The organism is Kocuria aegyptia, assembly GCF_039530085.1.
Lineage (GTDB): Bacteria > Actinomycetota > Actinomycetes > Actinomycetales > Micrococcaceae > Kocuria > Kocuria aegyptia.
Map to the genome: position 1 here is coordinate 85,002 of NZ_BAAAOA010000003.1, position 17,930 is coordinate 102,931.

Annotated in this window: 15 protein-coding genes; 7 read left to right on the forward strand and 8 right to left on the reverse strand. The window is 69.9% G+C overall.

What is annotated here, in order from left to right; translation table 11 throughout:
• Positions 1-135: 135 nt before the first annotated feature.
• Positions 136-1,080: a LysR family transcriptional regulator gene (locus ABD220_RS00530; RefSeq protein ID WP_344118854.1), complete on the reverse strand. Its 945-nt coding sequence runs from the start codon at positions 1,078-1,080 to the stop codon at positions 136-138.
• 91 nt (positions 1,081-1,171) lie between these two features.
• Between ABD220_RS00530 and ABD220_RS00535 the strand changes: the two genes are divergently transcribed.
• The 4 genes from ABD220_RS00535 to ABD220_RS00550 are packed head-to-tail and all read left to right on the forward strand — an operon-like array spanning position 1,172 to position 4,949.
• Complete coding sequence (locus tag ABD220_RS00535) at positions 1,172-2,641, forward strand: CitMHS family transporter (protein ID WP_344118857.1); 1,470 nt, start codon at positions 1,172-1,174, stop codon at positions 2,639-2,641.
• The gene (locus tag ABD220_RS00540; RefSeq protein ID WP_344118860.1) at positions 2,638-3,984 is read left to right on the forward strand and encodes an acyclic terpene utilization AtuA family protein; all 1,347 of its coding nucleotides are present in this window, start codon (positions 2,638-2,640) and stop codon (positions 3,982-3,984) included. Before ABD220_RS00535 ends, ABD220_RS00540 begins: the two co-directional genes overlap by 4 nt.
• On the forward strand, positions 3,981-4,310 hold the full coding sequence (locus tag ABD220_RS00545) for an AtuA-related protein (protein WP_344118862.1): 330 nt from the start codon (positions 3,981-3,983) through the stop codon (positions 4,308-4,310). Before ABD220_RS00540 ends, ABD220_RS00545 begins: the two co-directional genes overlap by 4 nt.
• A 27-nt stretch (positions 4,311-4,337) precedes the next feature.
• Positions 4,338-4,949 (forward strand): arsenate reductase/protein-tyrosine-phosphatase family protein, encoded by a 612-nt coding sequence (locus tag ABD220_RS00550; RefSeq protein WP_344118864.1) that lies wholly within the window; start codon positions 4,338-4,340, stop codon positions 4,947-4,949.
• Between the two features lie 142 nt (positions 4,950-5,091).
• Here ABD220_RS00550 and ABD220_RS00555 read toward each other — a convergent pair whose 3' ends face one another.
• Genes ABD220_RS00555 through ABD220_RS00565 form a run of 3 tightly spaced genes read right to left on the reverse strand, consistent with a single transcriptional unit; the run spans position 5,092 to position 7,141 of the window.
• The gene (locus ABD220_RS00555) at positions 5,092-5,832 is read right to left on the reverse strand and encodes a hypothetical protein (RefSeq protein ID WP_344118866.1); all 741 of its coding nucleotides are present in this window, start codon (positions 5,830-5,832) and stop codon (positions 5,092-5,094) included.
• Positions 5,829-6,749, reverse strand: coding sequence for an ABC transporter ATP-binding protein (locus tag ABD220_RS00560; protein WP_344118868.1), 921 nt, complete (start codon positions 6,747-6,749; stop codon positions 5,829-5,831). Before ABD220_RS00560 ends, ABD220_RS00555 begins: the two co-directional genes overlap by 4 nt.
• Positions 6,746-7,141 carry a GntR family transcriptional regulator gene (locus tag ABD220_RS00565; protein ID WP_344118870.1) on the reverse strand — a complete coding sequence of 132 codons (396 nt, stop codon included), beginning with the start codon at positions 7,139-7,141 and terminating at the stop codon, positions 6,746-6,748. The genes ABD220_RS00560 and ABD220_RS00565 overlap by 4 nt, the downstream gene beginning before the upstream one ends.
• 424 nt (positions 7,142-7,565) lie before the next feature.
• Between ABD220_RS00565 and ABD220_RS00570 the strand changes: the two genes are divergently transcribed.
• The 3 genes from ABD220_RS00570 to ABD220_RS00580 all read left to right on the forward strand — a co-directional run bounded on the left by ABD220_RS00570 (position 7,566) and on the right by ABD220_RS00580 (position 11,517).
• On the forward strand, positions 7,566-7,913 hold the full coding sequence (locus tag ABD220_RS00570) for a glycoside hydrolase family 26 protein (protein ID WP_344118872.1): 348 nt from the start codon (positions 7,566-7,568) through the stop codon (positions 7,911-7,913).
• Between the two features lie 220 nt (positions 7,914-8,133).
• Positions 8,134-10,236 (forward strand): M36 family metallopeptidase, encoded by a 2,103-nt coding sequence (locus ABD220_RS00575; protein ID WP_344118874.1) that lies wholly within the window; start codon positions 8,134-8,136, stop codon positions 10,234-10,236.
• 9 nt (positions 10,237-10,245) lie between these two features.
• Entirely contained in the window at positions 10,246-11,517 is a 1,272-nt protein-coding gene (locus tag ABD220_RS00580) for a M28 family metallopeptidase (RefSeq protein ID WP_344118876.1), read from the forward strand.
• Positions 11,518-11,608: 91 nt separating this feature from the next.
• Here ABD220_RS00580 and ABD220_RS00585 read toward each other — a convergent pair whose 3' ends face one another.
• From ABD220_RS00585 to ABD220_RS00600, 4 genes are all read right to left on the reverse strand, one after another.
• On the reverse strand, positions 11,609-13,057 hold the full coding sequence (locus ABD220_RS00585; protein ID WP_344118878.1) for a hypothetical protein: 1,449 nt from the start codon (positions 13,055-13,057) through the stop codon (positions 11,609-11,611).
• A gap of 65 nt (positions 13,058-13,122) precedes the next feature.
• Complete coding sequence (locus tag ABD220_RS00590) at positions 13,123-14,187, reverse strand: putative glycoside hydrolase (protein WP_344118880.1); 1,065 nt, start codon at positions 14,185-14,187, stop codon at positions 13,123-13,125.
• Positions 14,184-15,884 carry a GT4 family glycosyltransferase PelF gene (gene pelF / locus ABD220_RS00595; RefSeq protein ID WP_344118882.1) on the reverse strand — a complete coding sequence of 567 codons (1,701 nt, stop codon included), beginning with the start codon at positions 15,882-15,884 and terminating at the stop codon, positions 14,184-14,186. Before pelF ends, ABD220_RS00590 begins: the two co-directional genes overlap by 4 nt.
• A gap of 116 nt (positions 15,885-16,000) precedes the next feature.
• Positions 16,001-17,443 carry a hypothetical protein gene (locus tag ABD220_RS00600; protein ID WP_344118884.1) on the reverse strand — a complete coding sequence of 481 codons (1,443 nt, stop codon included), beginning with the start codon at positions 17,441-17,443 and terminating at the stop codon, positions 16,001-16,003.
• Positions 17,444-17,930: the final 487 nt, after the last annotated feature.

A 17,930-nucleotide genomic window follows, 5' to 3' on the forward strand; every position in this document is an offset into this window, starting at 1 on the left:
GTACCTCTTCGGACGTAGTGAGTGGAACCGTGTGCTTCGCGGCGGGCAACGACGACGACGGACCCCCGGCGCCCCGGCCCCCGCCGGCGGCGCGGTACCGGTGGGTGGGTGAGAGCCCCGATCGCTGCTCCGGCGTCAGCGGATGACGCGGTCCCCGGGGCGGACCCAGCGCACCCCTGGCAGCTGCTGGGGCTGGGCGCCGAGATACTGGTCCACCACGTCCGCCCACGCCTTGACCGCGGGCGAGAGCGGGCGGTCCCGGTGGTGGACGAGGGTGATGGTGCGGGCACGCTCCGGGATCAGGGGAACGAAGGACAGACCGGCGAAGCGCATGAGCGGCAGAACGAAACCCGGGACCGGGGCCACCCCCAGGCCAGAGGCTGCGAGACCCGCGATGGCGGCGACGTTCTGGGCCCGCACGATCGTCGCGGGGGAGACAGCGGCGTCGCGCAGGGCGCGGCCGACGGCCTGCTGGATGCTCGAGGCCGGCCCGAAGGCGATCAGCGGCTCCGACTGCAGGTCGCTCCAGGCCACGGTCTCCGCCCCGGCGTGACGGTGCTCGGGATGCACGGCGAGGAAGAAGCTGTCCTGGGCGATGGGGCGGACCACGTAGTCGTGACCCTCCTCCGGGTCGGTGGTGAGCGCGAGGTCGGCCCGACCGCTCTGCAGGTCCTCGGCGACCTGGTCGCTGAGATTGTCCTCGACGTGGAGCACCACGTCCGGGTGCAGCTCCTGATAGCGACGGATCACCGGTGGCAGCAGGTTGGCTGCCAGGGAGGGCAGAGTGGCGATGGTGATGCTGCCCCGGGTGCCCGCCAGATAGCCCGCGATGTGCTCGAGACCGGTGTCCACGTGCTCGATGACCCGGCGGGCGACGGCGACCACCGCCTCGCCGTCCGTGGTCAGCGTCACCCGCCGGGTGCTGCGCTGGAACAGCGGGGTGCGCAGCCGGCGCTCCGCCTCGAGCACGGTACGGCTCAGCGAGGACTGTGCCACTCCGAGGTCAGCGGCGGCCAGGGTGAAGCTGCGGTGATCGGCCACCGCCACGACCGCCCTCAGATGGTGAACTCCCAGATTCATGCTCACAGCTCATGAGTCTATCGATGAATGATGTTGGACCGGATAACGTGAGTCGGCTCACACTGGCAGGAGATCAACGGAAGGATTTCTCGTGCTTGCATGGACAGGTTTTCTCACCATCGGGGTGATCCTGGCGCTGCTGCTCTCCAACCGGGTAGCGGCCGTCGTGGCGCTGGCCGGGGTGCCGATCGTGTTCGCCCTGATCGCGGGGTTCGATCCGGGCGAGATCGGGGAGTTCGTCGCCGACGGTCTGGGTGGGGTCGTCGGGGTGACGGTGATGTTCGTCTTCGCCATCACCTACTTCGGGGTAATGCGGGACGCCGGGCTCTTCGACCCCGTCATCCGGCGCATCGTCCGCTGGGCGGGCAACGCCCCGGTCACGATCTGCCTCGCGACCACCGCGCTGGCCATGGCTGCTCATCTGGACGGCGCCGGGGCCACCACGTTCCTCATCACCATCCCGGCCATGATCCCGCTCTTCGACCGGCTCGGCATGAGCCGGCTGACCTTGAGCGTGTGCGTGGGGCTCGGCGCGGGCACCATGAACCTGCTCCCGTGGGGCGGGCCGACTGCCCGAGCCGCTGCTACCGCCGGTGTGCCCGCCAACGAGCTCTGGGTGCCCCTGATTCCCGCCCAGATCGCCGGCATGGTCGCGGCCCTGGCCATCGCCTGGTTCCTGGGCACCCGGGAGGCCCGACGGATCGGTCGCACGGCGGCTCCGGCCGCGGGCGGGAACGACCGGTCGGAAGATGGCTCCACCACGCAGGCGCAGCCGCAGGACACGGCACGGCCGGACAATGCCGGCACGGACACCGCGCCCGGCTCCTCCGGTGTGGCCACCGCACGGGTGGCCGGGAGGACCGCGGCGACCGAGCTCGCCGAGCGCCCCGCCGTCGACGAGCTGTCCGCGGAGGAGCAGTCCCTGCGCCGGCCCCGCTTGCTGTGGTTCAACGCCGTGCTGACGATCGCGGTGCTGGCGGCCCTGATCGCGGGCCTGGCACCGCCGGAACTGGTCTTCCTCGCCGGAGTCGTGGTGGCCCTGGTGGTCAACTACCCAGGCCTGAAGCGCCAGACCGCCCGCATCGAGGCCCACGCCACGGGCGCCATGCTCATGGCCACCACGCTGCTGGCCGCCGGCGCGTTCCTCGGCATCCTCGAGGGCTCCGGGATGATCACGGCGATGGCCGACGCCGCGACCTCGGTGATCCCCGCCTCGGCCGCTCCCGGCCTGCCGCTCATCGCCGGGGTCCTCGGCGTGCCGCTGAGCCTGCTGTTCGGTCCGGACGCCTACTACTTCGGGGTCCTGCCGGTGCTCAACGCCCTGGGCGAGCAGTACGGCGTCTCCGCGGTGGAGATCACCCAGGCCTCCCTGCTCGGCCAGGAGACCGTGGGCTTCCCGATCAGCCCGCTCACCGGGTCCTTCTACCTGCTGGTCGGCCTGGCCGGGGTGGACATCGGGAAGCACATCCGCGCCCTGTTCGGCTGGGCCTGGCTGGTGAGCATCGTCATGCTCGCCGTGGCGCTGCTGACCGGTGCGATCGCCCTGGGGGCCGCCGGATGAGCCGCACGATCCGGCTCGGCGCCGGCGCGGGCTTCGCCGGGGACCGCATCGACCCGGCCGCAGAGCTCGCCCGCTTCGCCGGGCTCGACTACCTGGTCTTCGAGGTCCTCGGCGAGCGCACCATTGCGGCCGCCAATGCCCGGCGGCTCGCCGGCTCGGACCACGGCTACGATCCGCTGCTGCGCCGCCGACTGGAGGCCACCCTGCCGGCCTGCCGGAGCCACGGCACCACAATCGTCACCAACGGAGGCGCGGCCGACCCGGTGGCCGCCGGCGTGCTCGCGGTCGACATCGCCCGGGCGCACGGACTGACCGGCACGCGGGTGGGCGTGGTGACCGGTGACGACGTGCTCGACGCCGTGCGCCGCGCGGACCCCGTGCTGTGGGAGACCGGCCGCCCGCTCTCGGCGGAGTCAGACCAGCTGGTCTCGGCCAACGCCTACCTGGGGGCGGCGCCGGTCCTCGAGGCCCTCGCCGAGGGCGCCGACGTGGTGATCGCCGGTCGGCTCGCCGACCCCGCCCTCTACCTGGGGCCCCTCGCCCACGAGCACGCATGGGACCTCACCGGCGACCCCGCCCTGCTGGGGCAGGGGACCGTGGTGGGACATCTGCTGGAGTGCGCGGGGCAACTGACCGGCGGCTACTTCGCCGACCCTGTCACCAAGCCCGTGGACGGCCTCGCCCGGCTGGGCTTCCCGTTCGCGGACGTGGCCGACGACGGGGCGGCAGTGCTCGCCAAGCTGCCCGGCTCCGGAGGACTGCTCGACACCCGCACGGTCACCGAGCAGCTGCTGTACGAGGTGGGCGACCCGTCCGCCTACATCACCCCGGACGTCGTCGCCGACTTCACTTCCGTGTCCGTGGAACAGGTCGGTGAGAACCGAGTGCAGGTCTGCGGCGGATCCGGAACCGCCCGGCCGGACGAGCTGAAAGTCACCCTCGGCTTCCGGGGCGGCTGGCTGGGCGAAGGGCAGATCAGCTACGCGGGGCCCCGTGCCCGTGAGCGAGCCGAACTGGCCGCGGACATCGTCCGGACCCGCCTCGCCGACGTCCACGGTGTGGACCCGGAGGCCGTGCTGGTCGAGATGATCGGCGCGGGCGCCGCCTTCCGCGGCCTCGCCGAGGACCGGGACCCGCTGGAGGTCCGCCTGCGCGTCGCGGCGCGGGTGCCGGACCGGACTGCCGCCGAGGCGGTGGGCTGGGAGGTCGAGTCCCTCTACACCAACGGCCCCGCGGCCGGCGGCGGGGCCCGCCGGCACGTGCAGGAGGTGTTGGCCATCCGCTCCTGCACCCTGCCCCGCGGGCTCGTCCGTCCCCGTGTGAGCCTCAAGGAGGCCCGATGACAACCGTCGACGACTGTGCCGACGTCCGGACCGGGGACAAAGGGGACACCCTCATCCTGGCCGTCCGGGCCCGGGACGAGATGTCCTACCACCTGCTCTCGGACGCCCTGACGGCTGAGGCCGTGGCCGGCCACTACGCCTTGGAGCTGACCGGCCCCGTTCTCCGCCGGCTCCTGCCGGGGCTGCATGCTCTGGTGTTCACCCTCCCGGGCGCCCTGGGCGGGGGCGTCACGGGATCTCCCGTGCTGGACGGCCACGGCAAGGCGCTCAGCTACCACCTGCTCAGCATGCCGCTCGGGGAGGAGGCGCCGCGCCGGATACGATGAACCGGACTCGACCCCCAGAGGAGAACCATGGCCCCCACGCGCATCCTGACGGTCTGCACGGGCAACGTGTGCCGCTCGCCCATGGCGGCGGTCGAGCTCGACCACGGCCTCAACGAGATCTCGCCCGGCGGCTTCGAGGTGACGAGCGCCGGGATGCACGCGCTGGTGGACGAGGGCTTCGAGCAGCGGGTGGGCAGGCTGGCCCGGGACCGCGGCCTGGAGGCCGCCGCCGCGCACCGGGCCCGGCAGGTCAGCCCGGACGTGCTGCGGGACGTGGACCTGGTGCTGGTGATGGCCCGGGAGCACACCCAGCCGCTGCTCCAGCAGTCGCCGCGGCTGCTGAAGAAGGTCTTCACCCTGCGGGAGTTCGCCCGGATCCTGCAGTACCTCTCCACCGATCCGGAGATCGACCGGGCGGTGCCGGGTGACCGCGCCGAGCGCTGGGCCTGGCTGGTCCAGCAGGCGCCGCGGCTGCGCCAGCGGGTGCCGGTGCGCCACCCCGAGCGCAACGACGTGATCGACCCCTACCGCCAGGAGGACTCCGTGCTCCAGCAGATGGCGGACGAGCTGTTCGAGGCCACGGAGGCGATCCTCGCCTTCGAGCGCCGCTACGCGGAGCGCGTGCAGACGGCTCCGTAGCGCGCTCCGCCCCGGCTCCGCTTCCTCCTCCGTCCCGAGGAGGGCCGGCCCGCTCCTCCCGACGTCTCCGGGAGGAGCGGGCCGGCCCGGCAATCCCGGCGTTCGTGGCCTCGGCGCCCGCCGGCCAGAGGAATCCCGCCTGTCAGGCGGGCATCCTGCGCAGGGTGAGGTAGGAGCCGATCGCGAGCAGCGCGCTCACCAGGACGGCCCACATCGTCAGGCCCAGGGATCCGGTCCCGGCGAGCCAGGACCCGATCTGCGGCCACGCCTGTTGCCGGGTCACGAAGGCGATCAGTCCCACCAGGACCAGGGCGATCCCGAGCATGACGATCACGAGCGTGGCCGTGCCGAAGCGCTTGAAGATCGTCGCGAACCAGAACCCGATGATGAAGAACAGCATCGTGGCCACGAAGTACGTCAGGCCCGCCGCCAGTGGCCCGGCCTCCCACACCCAGTCGAGGTAGGCGAAGTACCCGTTCATGCCGTACCCGTTCGTCGCCTGCTCGATCAGCCCGAGCAGCACGAACACCAGTGACATCCCGAGACCGCTCACCGCCGCGGCGGCGAGGGAGCCCAGGTAGAACTCCCGGCGGGTGAGGCTCATCGCCTGCGAGAACGGGAAGGTCAGCGTCATGGCCTGCACGCCGACGACGAGGAAGTACCACAGCGGCGCCTGTGAGCCCCCACCGATCTTGACGTCGGTGCCGCCGGCACTTTGCACGATCCAGTAGATCAGCAGCGTGATCACCCAGGCCCCGCCGAGCACGAGTGCCGGCACCCAGACGAAGGTCTGGGTGTTCACGAACTGCAGGCGCACCACGTTGAGGGTGCGGTGGCGCACCGCGGCGGGGTGGGTCACGCTGCCGGCGTCGAGGGCGGTCATCGGAGTGCTCCTTCCTGGCTGGCCGCGGCGGAGGTGTCGTGGCCGGGGGAGCGCCGCTGCGTGCGGCGCACGATGAGCTGCTGCAGGGAGACGGGCGCGAGCTCGAGTCCTGCCGCGGTGAGGGCGGCGCGCTCGGCGTCGTCGAGGCGGCCGAGGAAGGTGACGGAGGTGACGCGGCCGAGGCTCTCGCGGTGGATGACCTCGCGGCCGCGCACCGCGTCCTCGACCGCGGCGGAGTCTCCGACGACGTTGGTGGCCTGGGCGCGGGCGTCGTCGGTGGACTCGTCCATGATGATCCGACCCTCGTCGATCACGAGCACCCGCTCGAGGAGGTTCGCGACCTCGTCGATGAGGTGGCTCGAGAGCAGCACCGTGCGCGGGTGCTCCGCGTAGTCGGCCAGCAGGCGGTCGTAGAAGATCTGCCGGGCGACGGCGTCGAGGCCGAGGTAGGGCTCGTCGAAGAAGGTGACCTCCGCGCGGGAGGCGAGGCCGATGATGACGCCGACGGCCGAGAGCTGCCCGCGCGAGAGCTTCTTGATCGTGCGCTTGAGCGGCAGTTGGAACTCGTCGACGAGCTCGTCGGCGAGCTCCTGGTCCCACCGCGGGAAGAAGAGCCGCGCCGAGGTGAAGGCATGGCGCGCGGTGGCGTCGTCGGGGTACTTCTGGCTCTCGCGCACGAAGCACATCCGGCTGAGCACCCGGGCGTTCTCGTAGGGGTCCTCGCCGAACACCCGCACCTGCCCGCTGGTGGGGAGGTTCTGTGCGGTGAGGATCGACATCGCGGTGGTCTTGCCGGCGCCGTTGCGTCCCAGCAGGCCGTAGATCGTGTTCTCCTGGACGTCGAAGCTGACGTCGTCGAGAGCGAGCTTGTCCTTGTAGCGTTTCGTGAGGTTCCGGACCTCGATCACGGGGTTCATGCTGTCCTCCGATCCGATGGGCCTTGCGGTGCTGCCGGTGTGGCAGCGGCGCGGACGAGGTCGGCGACGTCGTCGGGGCCGAGCCCGATCTTGCGCGCCTCGGCCAGCAGGGGTTGCACGTAGCGACGGGCGAAGGCACTGCGCCGTTCCGCCAGCAGGAGGTCGCGGGAGCCGGGAGCGACGAACATGCCGATCCCCCGGCGCTTGTAGAGCACTCCTTTGCCGACGAGCATGTTGATGCCCTTCGCGGCCGTGGCCGGATTGATGCGGTAGAAGGTGGCGAGCTCGGTGATGGACGGGGCTTGGGCCTCCTCGACGAGGCTGCCGTCCACGATCGAGTCCTCGACCTGCTCGGCGATCTGCACGAACAGGGGCTTGCCCTCCTCAATCACGGTGACCTCCGAGCCGGTCGGTTAGTTACTCTACTAGTACACCGCAAGAGCGGGTGGGCGTCAAGGGCGGCACCGAAGCGCACTGATGCCGCCCGCCGCACCCAGGACCCCGCAGCGCTCCTTGAGCCGGCGCTCCGTGCTCGTCGCCGCCGGAGCGGCGGCCCTGGTCGCCGCTTGTGCCGAGAGGACCACCATGGAAACCCTTCCCCTCATCACCGCATCCGCCCTCTGGAGCACGGGGTCCTCCTGCCCCACGAGCCCCAGGACGGACCAGCGTTCACCGCCATGACCGGTGCCGCACCGCAGTGGATGCTGCTGTTCCGGGACTGGACCCACGAGACTCCGCCGCTGGACGCCCAACATCCCGGCCCCCGGAGCCGACACCGGCGCGGCGCGGCTCGCCGAGTTCCTTCCCGGGGAAGACGTGGTCGACATCCTGGGTATCGACGGCTACAACTGGGGGTCCCCGGATCCTCCGCTGTCCTGGACCACGCCGGCGGAGCTCTTCGGCTCCGGCCTGGACGAGCTCCGCGGTCTGGGGGCCCGGCTGCCGATCCTGGTGACGGAGACGGCTTCGGTCGAGGGGCACGGGCCCGGTCACTCCAAGGCCGACCGGATCACTCAGCTGTTCGACTACCTCACCCGACAAGGGGACGTGCTCGGGGTCATCTGGTTCCAGGAACACAAGGAACGTGATTGGCGGGTCAACTCCTCTCCGGCCGCCGAGGCAGCCTATCGCCACGCCGTCGCGGCGCTGCCCCGTGACGGCTGACTTCCGGGCCCGGCGGGATCCACGGCCGGCGCCGGTCGGATCCCCGGGGGACCGAGCCGTGCGATGCGGACGAGCACGTCACAAGCCTGTTCGCGCCTTGACCGGCCGACAGGACCGGTTCCTTAATGGAGCCCTGGTCGGCCACGCCATCGAGGAGTTCCTGTCCCGGTCCCGTGGGCGATGATCAGGCCGTGAGTCGATCGTGCGCGAGGAGTCCCTGATGCCCGCTGACCGTGCACTGCCGGAGGACTTCCACGCCCTCTACGACGCGGGCTCCCGGAGCGCCCGCGGGACAGCGCGAACCGCCGCCCCGACTGCCGCGTCGCCGGGCCACCGCCGGTTGGACGAGCAGCTCGGCGACCTCGAGGTGGACTACGACCAGGCGACCGCGCTGCCGAACCGCATCGCGCGGCGGGCCCCGGCGGCCGGGCTGTCGGGGGAGCCGGGCACGTCCCCGGAGCAGACCGTACAGCGCTTCGTCGCCGAGCACGGCGATCTGTGGCAGCTGTCCGCAGCGGATGCGCAGGGCGTCGAGATCGTCTCGGTGAGCGGGCGGGGGCTGCGCACGGTGCAGCTCGTGCAGCGGGCCGACGGCCTGGAGGTCTTCAACTCCGAGGCGACCGCGGCGATCGGCCCCGACGGCGACGTCATCTCCGTGGCCGGTCAGTTCTTCCCCGGCGCCGCGCAGGCCGGCAGCGCCCGCTCGGCCGCCGCCGCCGGCACCGCTGCCGAGGAGGCGATCGCGGTGGCGGCGTTCGACCTGACCGGTGTCGAGCACGACCCCTCGGCCTTCCGCGAGGCGAGCGCCGAGGCCGGTGACTCCACCGGTGGGACCTACCGGTTCTACCGCTCCACCACCCCGGCCGGCCCCGGCCGGCCGGCGTTCGAACGGGCGGTGCGGGTGAAGGAGGTGCTGTTCCCCCTGGGGGAGCAGCAGTTCACCCCGGGCTACTACCTGGAGCTCTGGATCGACGGCTTCCCGGCGTTCAGCTACGTGATCGACGCGCTCGGGGAGCCGGAGGTGCTGTTCCGGAAGAACCTGCGGGCCGACGCCGCCTTCACCTACCGGGTGTTCAACAGCGGGGACGCCCTGTTCCGCCCCGAGGACGGGCCGGCGCCCGGGTCGCCGCACCCGACCGGGCGCCCGGACGGGTTCCAGGCAGCCCCGATTCCCGACCGGCTCGTCACGCTCGAGAGCCTGCTGCCGGGCGCTCCGTGGCTGCCCGAGGACGCCACGACCACCCGGGGCAACAACTGCATCGCCTACGCCGACCTCCGGGCACCCGACGGGAAGAACCACGGCGACGTGGAGGGCCGGACCTCGGGGCCGCGCACCTTCGACCACGCCTACGACCCCGCCCGGCCCGCCAGCGACCCCATCAACCTGCAGGCCAGCGTCGTCGGGATGTTCTTCCAGGTGAACTGGCTGCACGACCGCTGGTACGAGGCGGGGTTCGACGAGGCGGCCGGCAACGCCCAGCAGATGAACTCCACGGGGTCCGGTCTCGGCGCGGACCCGATCCTGGCCGAGGGCAACGACTTCAGCGGCACCGACAACGCCAACATGCAGACCCCCGCCGACGGCGCCAGCCCGCGGATGCAGATGTACGAGTTCCGCGGCGTCGCCCCGCTCCCGTCCCGCACCAGCAACTTCGACGCGCTGATCACCTACCACGAGCTGGGGCACTACATCACGAACCGTCTCGTCGGCAACGCCACCGGGCTGGCCAACCAGCAGGGCCGGGCGATGGGGGAGGGGTGGGGGGACTTCTTCGCGATCACCATGACCTCCCAGGCCTCCGACGACTTCGGCACCGGCGCCTTCCCGGCCGGGGGATGGACCGACCTCACCCCCGGCTTCACGGACAACTACTACTTCGCCATCCGCCGCTTCCCCTACTCCGCGGACCTGGGCAAGAACCCGCTGACGTTCAAGCACATCAGCAACGGGGTGGTGCTGCCGCCCGGCCCGCCGCGCCATCCGCAGGGCGGCGGGCCGAACAGCCAGGTGCACAACGCCGGCGAGGTCTGGTGCGCCGCCCTGTGGGAGGTGTTCGTCAACCTCGTCGCCGCGCACGGCCACGCCGAGGCCGAACGCCGCGTGCTCGAGTACGTGGTGGGCGGGCTCAAGCTCACGCCCAGCATGCCGACGTTCACGCTGGCGCGCGACGGCATCATCACCGCGGTCTCCGCGCTGAACCCCGGGGACCTCGGGGCGGTGTGGCGGGGTTTCGCCAAGCGCGGCCTGGGCGCCGGCGCCGTGTCGCCGCCCAGCACCTCCGCCTCGCTCGCGGGCGTGGTCGAGAGCTTCAGCACGCCGTAGGAGGCCGTCATGACGATCGTCCGCTTCGACCTGGGCAACACCTCCGGCAACGACGACGAGCCCGGCCTCGCCCGAAGAGACGCACTGCGGACACTGACCGCCGCGGCCACCGGCGCCGGCGCCGCCTGGACGCGGCTCGGCGACACGCTCCTGGTGACCGGGGCGCCGGCCCAGCTGGAGCGGACGGGCGCCGGCCGCGCCCCCGCGGAGCGGGTCGAGGTCCCCACCGCCCGCCTGCACCTGGTGATCCAGAACGGCCGCCAGTTCCAGCAGGCCCACCCCGAGGTCCCGGTCCTGGTGGACCGGGGACGCTACCTCGTCGTCGACCTCGACCCGGCCGAGGCCGGGAGGATCGTCGAGCCGGTCGAGCGGCATCTGCCGTGCTTCGGTGTCCGCCCTCTGCCGGCCGACACCGTGGTGTTCGAGCAACGGCCACTGGCACCCGCACGGACGCGGGCCGTGGCGGAACCGCACGTCGCCGCCGTGTCCCGCGACGCGTTCGAGGCGGACCTGCGCACGCTCGCCGCGCTCCGGACGCGGCACTCGACGAGCACGGAGTTCCGCACCGCGCTCGACTGGGCCCGCGACGTGCTCAGCGCACTGGGCTGGGCCACGCGGATCCAGACGGTCGCCCTGCCCGGTGGGGACACGCAGAACCTGATCGCCGAGCGGCCGGGGACCGGCGGGGACGGCCGCGCGGTGCTCGTCACGGCCCACCTCGACTCGATCAACGTCCGGGAGGGCACCGCCGGCCCCGCACCGGGCGCGGACGACAACGGGTCCGGGGCCGCCGGCGTGCTCGCCGTCGCCCGGGCCCTGCAGGACCACCGCGGCTCCCGGGACCTGCGCCTGATCCTGTTCGGGGGCGAGGAGCAGGGACTGTTCGGGAGCCGCCACTACGTGGCGGAGCTGGACCCGGCGGAACTCGGCCGCATCCACGCGGTCGTCAACATGGACATGATCGCCGGCCGGAACACGCCCTCGCCCACGGTGCTGCTCGAGGGCGCCGCCGTGTCCCAGGCCGTGCTGGAGGAGCTGGCCGCCGCGGCGCAGGCCCACACGGGCCTGACCGTGCAGACCAGCCTCCTGCCCTTCAACAGCGACCACGTGCCGTTCATCGACGGCGGCGTGCCCGCCGTGCTCACGATCGAAGGAGCCGACGGCGCCAACGACCGCATCCACACCGCCGGCGACACCCTGGAGCACATCGACTCCGGCCTCGCGCTGGAGATCCTGCGGATGAACGTCGCCTACCTCGTCCAGGCGCTCGGGCAGGCCTGAGCCCGGACCGGCCCTGCCTCAGTAGCGCTTCATCGATCGTGTCCGCCCCTGAGGGAGTCGAAGCTCCGGCACTGCCCTGCCCATCGCGCGGTCAGCCCACGGCGGCGGATCGGCCGGGGACGGTGATCTGGGTGCTGAAGGCGGAGACCTTCCGGGTGTCGGCGTTGTGATTGATGGCGAGGACGCTCCCGTCGGAGAGCTTGGTGACGAGAACGCCGTTGTCGTGGAACGGCGCGGCGATCGGGTAGGCGGAGGCTGTGACGGCAGAGGTCAGTGCCGTCACCTGCGGGTCCGCGGTGTCCACGGAGGCTCGCGTGACCTCTTCCCAGTGTCGGTCGTCGTCCCAGGCATTGTCCTGACAGGTGGGCTCAGCCTGTCCGAGAGCCGCTGTCATGGTCGCCGTTTCGGGGGTGCGGTTCAGCAGGACGTTGCCCAGGGTCAGCCGGTGGTCGAGGGTGCGTCGGCGGTCCGCTGCTGCCACTACTCGTTCCCGATCGGCCGAGTCGTCCTGGAGACATGCCGCGGTGCCGTCGATGGCGAGGCCACGGTCATATGCCGAGGGGGACAACTGGCGGAGGGAGACGGAGTAGTCGTGCTGGACGATCGGCAGCCCCGCGGCGGTGATGGTCCGGAATGCTGCCGACTCCTCGTGCAGGCGCTCTGCGGAGAAAGGGCGTCCCTCGCTGTCGGCAATGCTGTGCTCGCGCAGGGCGAAGTCCACGGCACCGGTGGCTGCCAGTTCCACGGCCAGATCCACTTGGTTGCGCCAGGCCGGGTACAGCCCCAGGTTCATCGCTACGGGGACGTCGGTGCCCATGGACTCCTTGAGATCGGCGTCGATGCGCGTGACCACGTCGATCATGGCCCGTCCATAGGCGTCGTCGTCGGCCCACGGGCCCCACTGACCGATGTCGACCATGTCCTGGCCGTGCGCCGGTGAGAGCGCGGTGTCGTCGAGGAAGATGCCGTCGAAGCGCGCCGGCGGAGCGTCGGTGATGCCGCGTTCGGCGTCGGTGGTGAGAATGCGGTGGACGGTCTCCGCGCAGGCCTCGGCGTAGGCGGGCGAGAGGTCGGCGACGGTCAGATAGGAGAAGTCGGGGTACCCGGCGTGTCCTGCGGGTGTGGTGGCCACATCCGGGTTCTCGGTGGTGACGGCGAACTTGGCGCTGCGGGCCTCGCCCATGTCGGCGCAGGAGTTCTGAAAGATGCCGTTCCAGTGCTCCCAGGGCCGCATCGCGCCCACGTTGAGGTAGGCCAGGAACTGGGTGTCCGGGTTGGCGGCCTTCATGTCGGTGAGGGTGCAGTCCCCAGGCGCGTCGGTGGTGGCCATCATGGGATCGATGATGGCCACGGAGACCTTCCCGGTCAGCGCACCGGCTGGGCACAGCAGCTGGCCCTGCCGGTAGCCCTGCAGGTACGCCGGCAACTTGTCGGACTTCTCACCGGTCGCGGTGGGGGACGACTCGGAGGTGACCACAGGAGCCGGGCCAGTGGTCGAGGTGGTGAGCAGGCCAGTGAGCAACACAGTGGCGACAGCCATCGTTTTCATGTGCACATCATGACCCACGCGACTGCTTTACTTGCGTAAGCGATTCCCGGGGTGGGTCAGGCGCGTCGCAGAATCCGTCCACGGTGGGGGGGAAGCACCAGATAGGAGCCCGCGGGGTCGCCGTGGACGTCGACCATGCCGGCAGGAACCTTGATGCGACGTCGCCGGCGCCCGTCCATGTTGAAGTTCACCGCGGCCCACCCTCCGGTGAACTCCCGCCACCAGCTGTGCCCTCTGCGAACGGGGTCCTGAAGAGGCCGGCCGAGGTCCCAGTCGAGCTCAGCCACGTGCTGGGTGTGGTTGTAGTCGTCGTGCGCGGTGGCCGAGTACGCACCCCGTCCTTCGCCGAAGATCCAGAACGCGGCGAGTCCGTACTGAAAATTGGGGTGCTGATCATTGCCGTCGGTAGGGACCCGCAGGATGCTGAGTCCTGGTCCGGCGGCCTGGGACAGTTGGGCTTCTGCGGTATCCGGGTCGAACAGATCGGTGGGGCTGTAGCCCAGCCACACCTCTTCGAATCCGCCCCCGTAGGCGGCGTGGGCGCTCCATCGTCCGGGTTGCCGACGGGATTCGGCGATGTTCGGGATCAGCACCTTGCCCACGTCGTTGAGCGATTTGCCGGCGGCGTGAACGATCTCGTCGAGTCCGTCGCGGATCTCGGCCATTGAACGGGCGCCGTCAATGGGCAGTTGCAGGCCGTAGTAGTCGTCGAAGACGTCGTTGTCGGCCATGACGCCGTCGAAAGGCGAGTCGGCGAGTTCTGCGGTGACGTTGTCGACCCACCGGGTCCGATAGGCGGGTGACCAGACGGTCATCTGCCAGTGGCCGGGGTAGCGTTCCCACTCGATCCGTTGCCCGTCCTCGCGGCGGGCGAACCACTGCTCGTCCGCCTCGGCATAGGAGACGCCAGAGCTGTAGAGGGGGCCGGGCTCGTAGCTCCGGGTGGACGACAGGCATTTGTAGCACAGCACCGTCATGTCCGGTCGACGCGTCTTCAGCTCCGCCGCAGCCGCCAGCTCCCACGGTTGCAGGATCGCCGCGCGGTAGTGCTCGGCAGCGAAGTCGATCTGCTCTGAGGTGATCGGGTCGCCGTAGCGGATCCAGGCGCCGACCCCGTTCACGAGGCGTTCTCCGGTGTCAGGTGCTCTTCGCCCCAGTACTGGAAGTTGCGTTCCGTGTTCATGTTCCCGAGCATGCGGTAGAGCTGATTGTAGGACGCCATGACTTCGTGGAGCTGGAAGAAGTCCTCCACACGGCCGCGGGCGTTGGCGCAGTAGGCGCGATAGCGTTCCGTGTCCTCAATGACGGTGCGGATCTGGCGGGCCATGTTCTCGATGTCGCCGGCAGAAACAAGTTCCCCGCAGGCCCCCCAGGTCCGCCCATCAGCGGTGCGCAGGTCCTCGGCGACGAGCTGGCTCATGCCGCCCACGTTCGTGCCGACAGTGGGGATGCCGGCGGCCATGGCCTCCAGCACCACGATGGGCTGGCCTTCGTTGTAGCTGGGCAGCACCAGCAGGTCGAACTGGTCCAGCATGTCCCGGACGTTGACCGTGCCGTGGATGGTCACCATGTCCTCCAGCCCGAGGCTTTCGATCTTGGCCAGGCAGGCTTCGTAGTATTCCGGCGCGTGCTCGGTGGGGCCGAGAACATCCAGGTGCAGGTTCGGGTATCCGTACCGCTTGAGGATCTCCATGCTGGAGAGCAGGTCCATGAGGCCCTTGATGGGTACGACTCGGGCGATGTAGACGAGCCTCCATGTGTGGTCTTCCCGGCTCGCTGCGATCTTTTCCACGGCGGCCTGGCGGGCGTGGTACTTCTCCTCGAACTCCTCGATGGTCATGCCGTTGGGCAGTACCACCGACTTGTCGATGTCCGTGCCCAGCTCGGCGGCTTCGGTGATGGCGGTCGGGTACAGGTAGGTGATGACCTGGGCGCTGGGGTAGCAGAAGTGCCCCATCTCGGTCCACCAGGCCATCCACGCCCGCTGCTCGGCGGTGACCTCGAAAGTGCGGTAGTCCTGGGACGTGATGGACAGTGCCATGTTCCGGTCCAGCAGTGTGTTGACCGTGTCACGGACATACAGGTTGTGCTCCGTGAGCAAAAAGGATGTGCCGTGGTCCCGGGCAGCGGCGGCCCCCAGCAAAGAGGCGTATCCGGTGGTGTGCGCGTGGTAGACCCGCGCCCTCGGCATGGTCTCTCCGAGCACCGCGTAAGCCAGGGAGAAGAAGCCACGGAGGACCCAGAAGGACTCCGACAGTGACAGTCCCAACTGCGGCATGCGCTCGGTCAGGGCGCGCATGAACTCCCGAGAACCCAGAATGGCCCACAGGGGATACTGCCGGGTGCGTTCGTTGAGACCCTCGTCGATGAGCTGCCACAGCGGCTCGATCTCCCGTCGCTCGGACAGGGCGTACAGAGCGTCGAAGATGCGGTGCGACAGCTCGGCGCGCTGGGCGGAGTTCATGTCCAGATCCTTGGGCCGGACGGACATGAAGTCGTGCCGGTGCTCCTGCATGCTCAGATAGACCACCCGCACCCACTTGACGTTCTCCGGCATGCCGTAGAGGTCCTCCTGCGGACTCGACGAGTCCCAGGAGATGTGGATGATGCCGTAGGTGAGGTCGGGGTTCCCCATGACGATGTCGTGCACGACAGCGGACACCCCACCCTTGAGATAGGGATAGGTGGATTCCATGACAATGGCCACGTCCACGTCCACGTACTCCTGCCGACGCTGCTGGGCCGGCAGCAGGGCGAGAATATCGGTGGCAGTGGTGGTGGCGCGGTGCTTGGCGCGGGAGACGGTGAAGGGGTACATGCCAGTGGCTCCTCAAGGGCGGGGTGTTTGTGACCGGTATGCACTCGGCCGGAGATCGCAGTGACTGTTCCGGCTCGTCGTCCTGCAACGGACGGCAACCGGCGGTACGAAGGGAATTACCAGGAGGTGGCGTGGCGCCAGAACAAGGTGTACTCGGGCTGGACCCAGTGGCGCTTGTACAGCGCCCAGGCCACGGCAGCGAGCGCAAGATCGGCCACCAGCAGGGCGCCGTAGGCCCCGTTGGCACCCAGAGTCGTGAAGGCCAGTACGCACACGAGCAGATGCGCGGCGCTGAGCACCTGGGCGGTGATCTTCTCTCCGATGTAGTCCAGCTCGTAGCCCAACAGGGTGAGCATCATGAACGTCCAGGAGGCCACCGACACGGCTACGGCCAGCAGCGCGTGCTCGGGTCGGAGGCCGCCCAGCAGCATCGAGGCCGCCAGGGTCAGCACCATCCCGACGGCTGCCGTGCGAAGCACCGCACGGTCGACGATGTGGCTGAGCAGGGTGGAGTGCGAGGCCAGCACCGGCAACGGTTCCCGCTCGATGGCCCGGTGCAGTCCGGCCACGGCGCGGTCCACGTTCGGGGCGAGGTTCACGAAGTAGAAGTTGTAGGCCAGCACAGCCGGGAGCATGGCCATGAAGACCACGACCACCTGAAAGGTTCCCTCGGTGACCATGAAGAGCACGAACTTGTCCGCCCACAGGACCGAGCCGAGCAACAGGCCCCTGACCACGTCGCCGGCGAAGCTGCGGTGCCCCAGGCGTTCGAAAGACCGGACGTGGACCAGATGCTTGCCCATCGCCGCGAGCTGGGTCGCAGCGGCCAGCATCGGCGGCAGGATCCACAGTGTCGGCGCCAGCGCCAGCGCCACGGCGTACGACCCCCATGCAAGAGCCCACAGGCCACGCCGTTCCCCGACGTTGGCCAGCACCAGTGACTGCACGAACAGCACGTGTGCTCCGCACAGGACGAGGTAGGCACCCATGGCCTGAGCAGACCAGCCGGTCGCCAGCCACAGCGGCACCGCGAACAGGCCGACCAGCGGCAGCGTCTGCAGGAACATCGCGGGCCATACCTCGCAGAAACGGCGGGTGATCCGATCCATGTCGCGTTCGGCCATCAGCCCGCCGATGGCACGGTAGGCAGGCATGCACGCTGCCTGAGCCAGCCACGGAACAGTGATCGACGAGGCCAGCACGACGTAGGTCATCTGGACCCCCCCGATCGAGGACTCAGCCATGCGGGGACTGACCAGCGGAAACACGATGTTGAGGAAGATCACCGGCGAGAGGTACAGCAGAAGGTTCACCCCGCCACGCGAGCTCACCGGTGAATCCGGGTCATCACCGACCATTCCGGTGGTGCCACCGCGCATCATCACCGCCACGACACCGAGGACCAGCAGAGCGCCGGCTGCGGCCAGGAACGTCAGGTTGGGCCGGGCGAGGCTATCGACGGCGGTGGGCACCAGGGCCGTCAGCAACAAGGCCATCGCAATGACGGCCGTACGGCGGCGACTGTAGGCGTCATGCACCAAGGACTGGATCGATCTCATGCTTCCCCCTGCGAATCGGGCAGCGCCCGTGACCCCCGTCACGGAAACGCCCCGATGAACTGAAATGCGATCTGACCTGGAGTGTCGTCGCGAAGTCAGCATGACGGGCAACGGCGTGCGGAAGCAAAAGAAGTGATGAACCTCTCGTGAAGTCGGAGCGGGAGCGACGGCGGATCTGCCGTGCCGCAGTTGGGATACTGCGTCGAAATAGGGGTTTCAGCGCCGGATCGTGGTGCATTGAGGCGGGACAGTGGACGGAACCCGTAGCAAGCAGATGCCCGTGCGATTGTCCCTTTTCACTGGGACATACGCCCGAACTCCGCTGGGACGTATACCTGAAGCACGCGTGGATCCCAGAATGCCCGTCATGCACCGCGAAGCGTGACGCTTCAGTTTGGGAACCCTGTCGAAGGCATCGCTAATCTGTGCGCATGAGTGGAAACAGCAACCCCCGCACGGTCCGGAAGGCCGTCATCCCCGCCGCCGG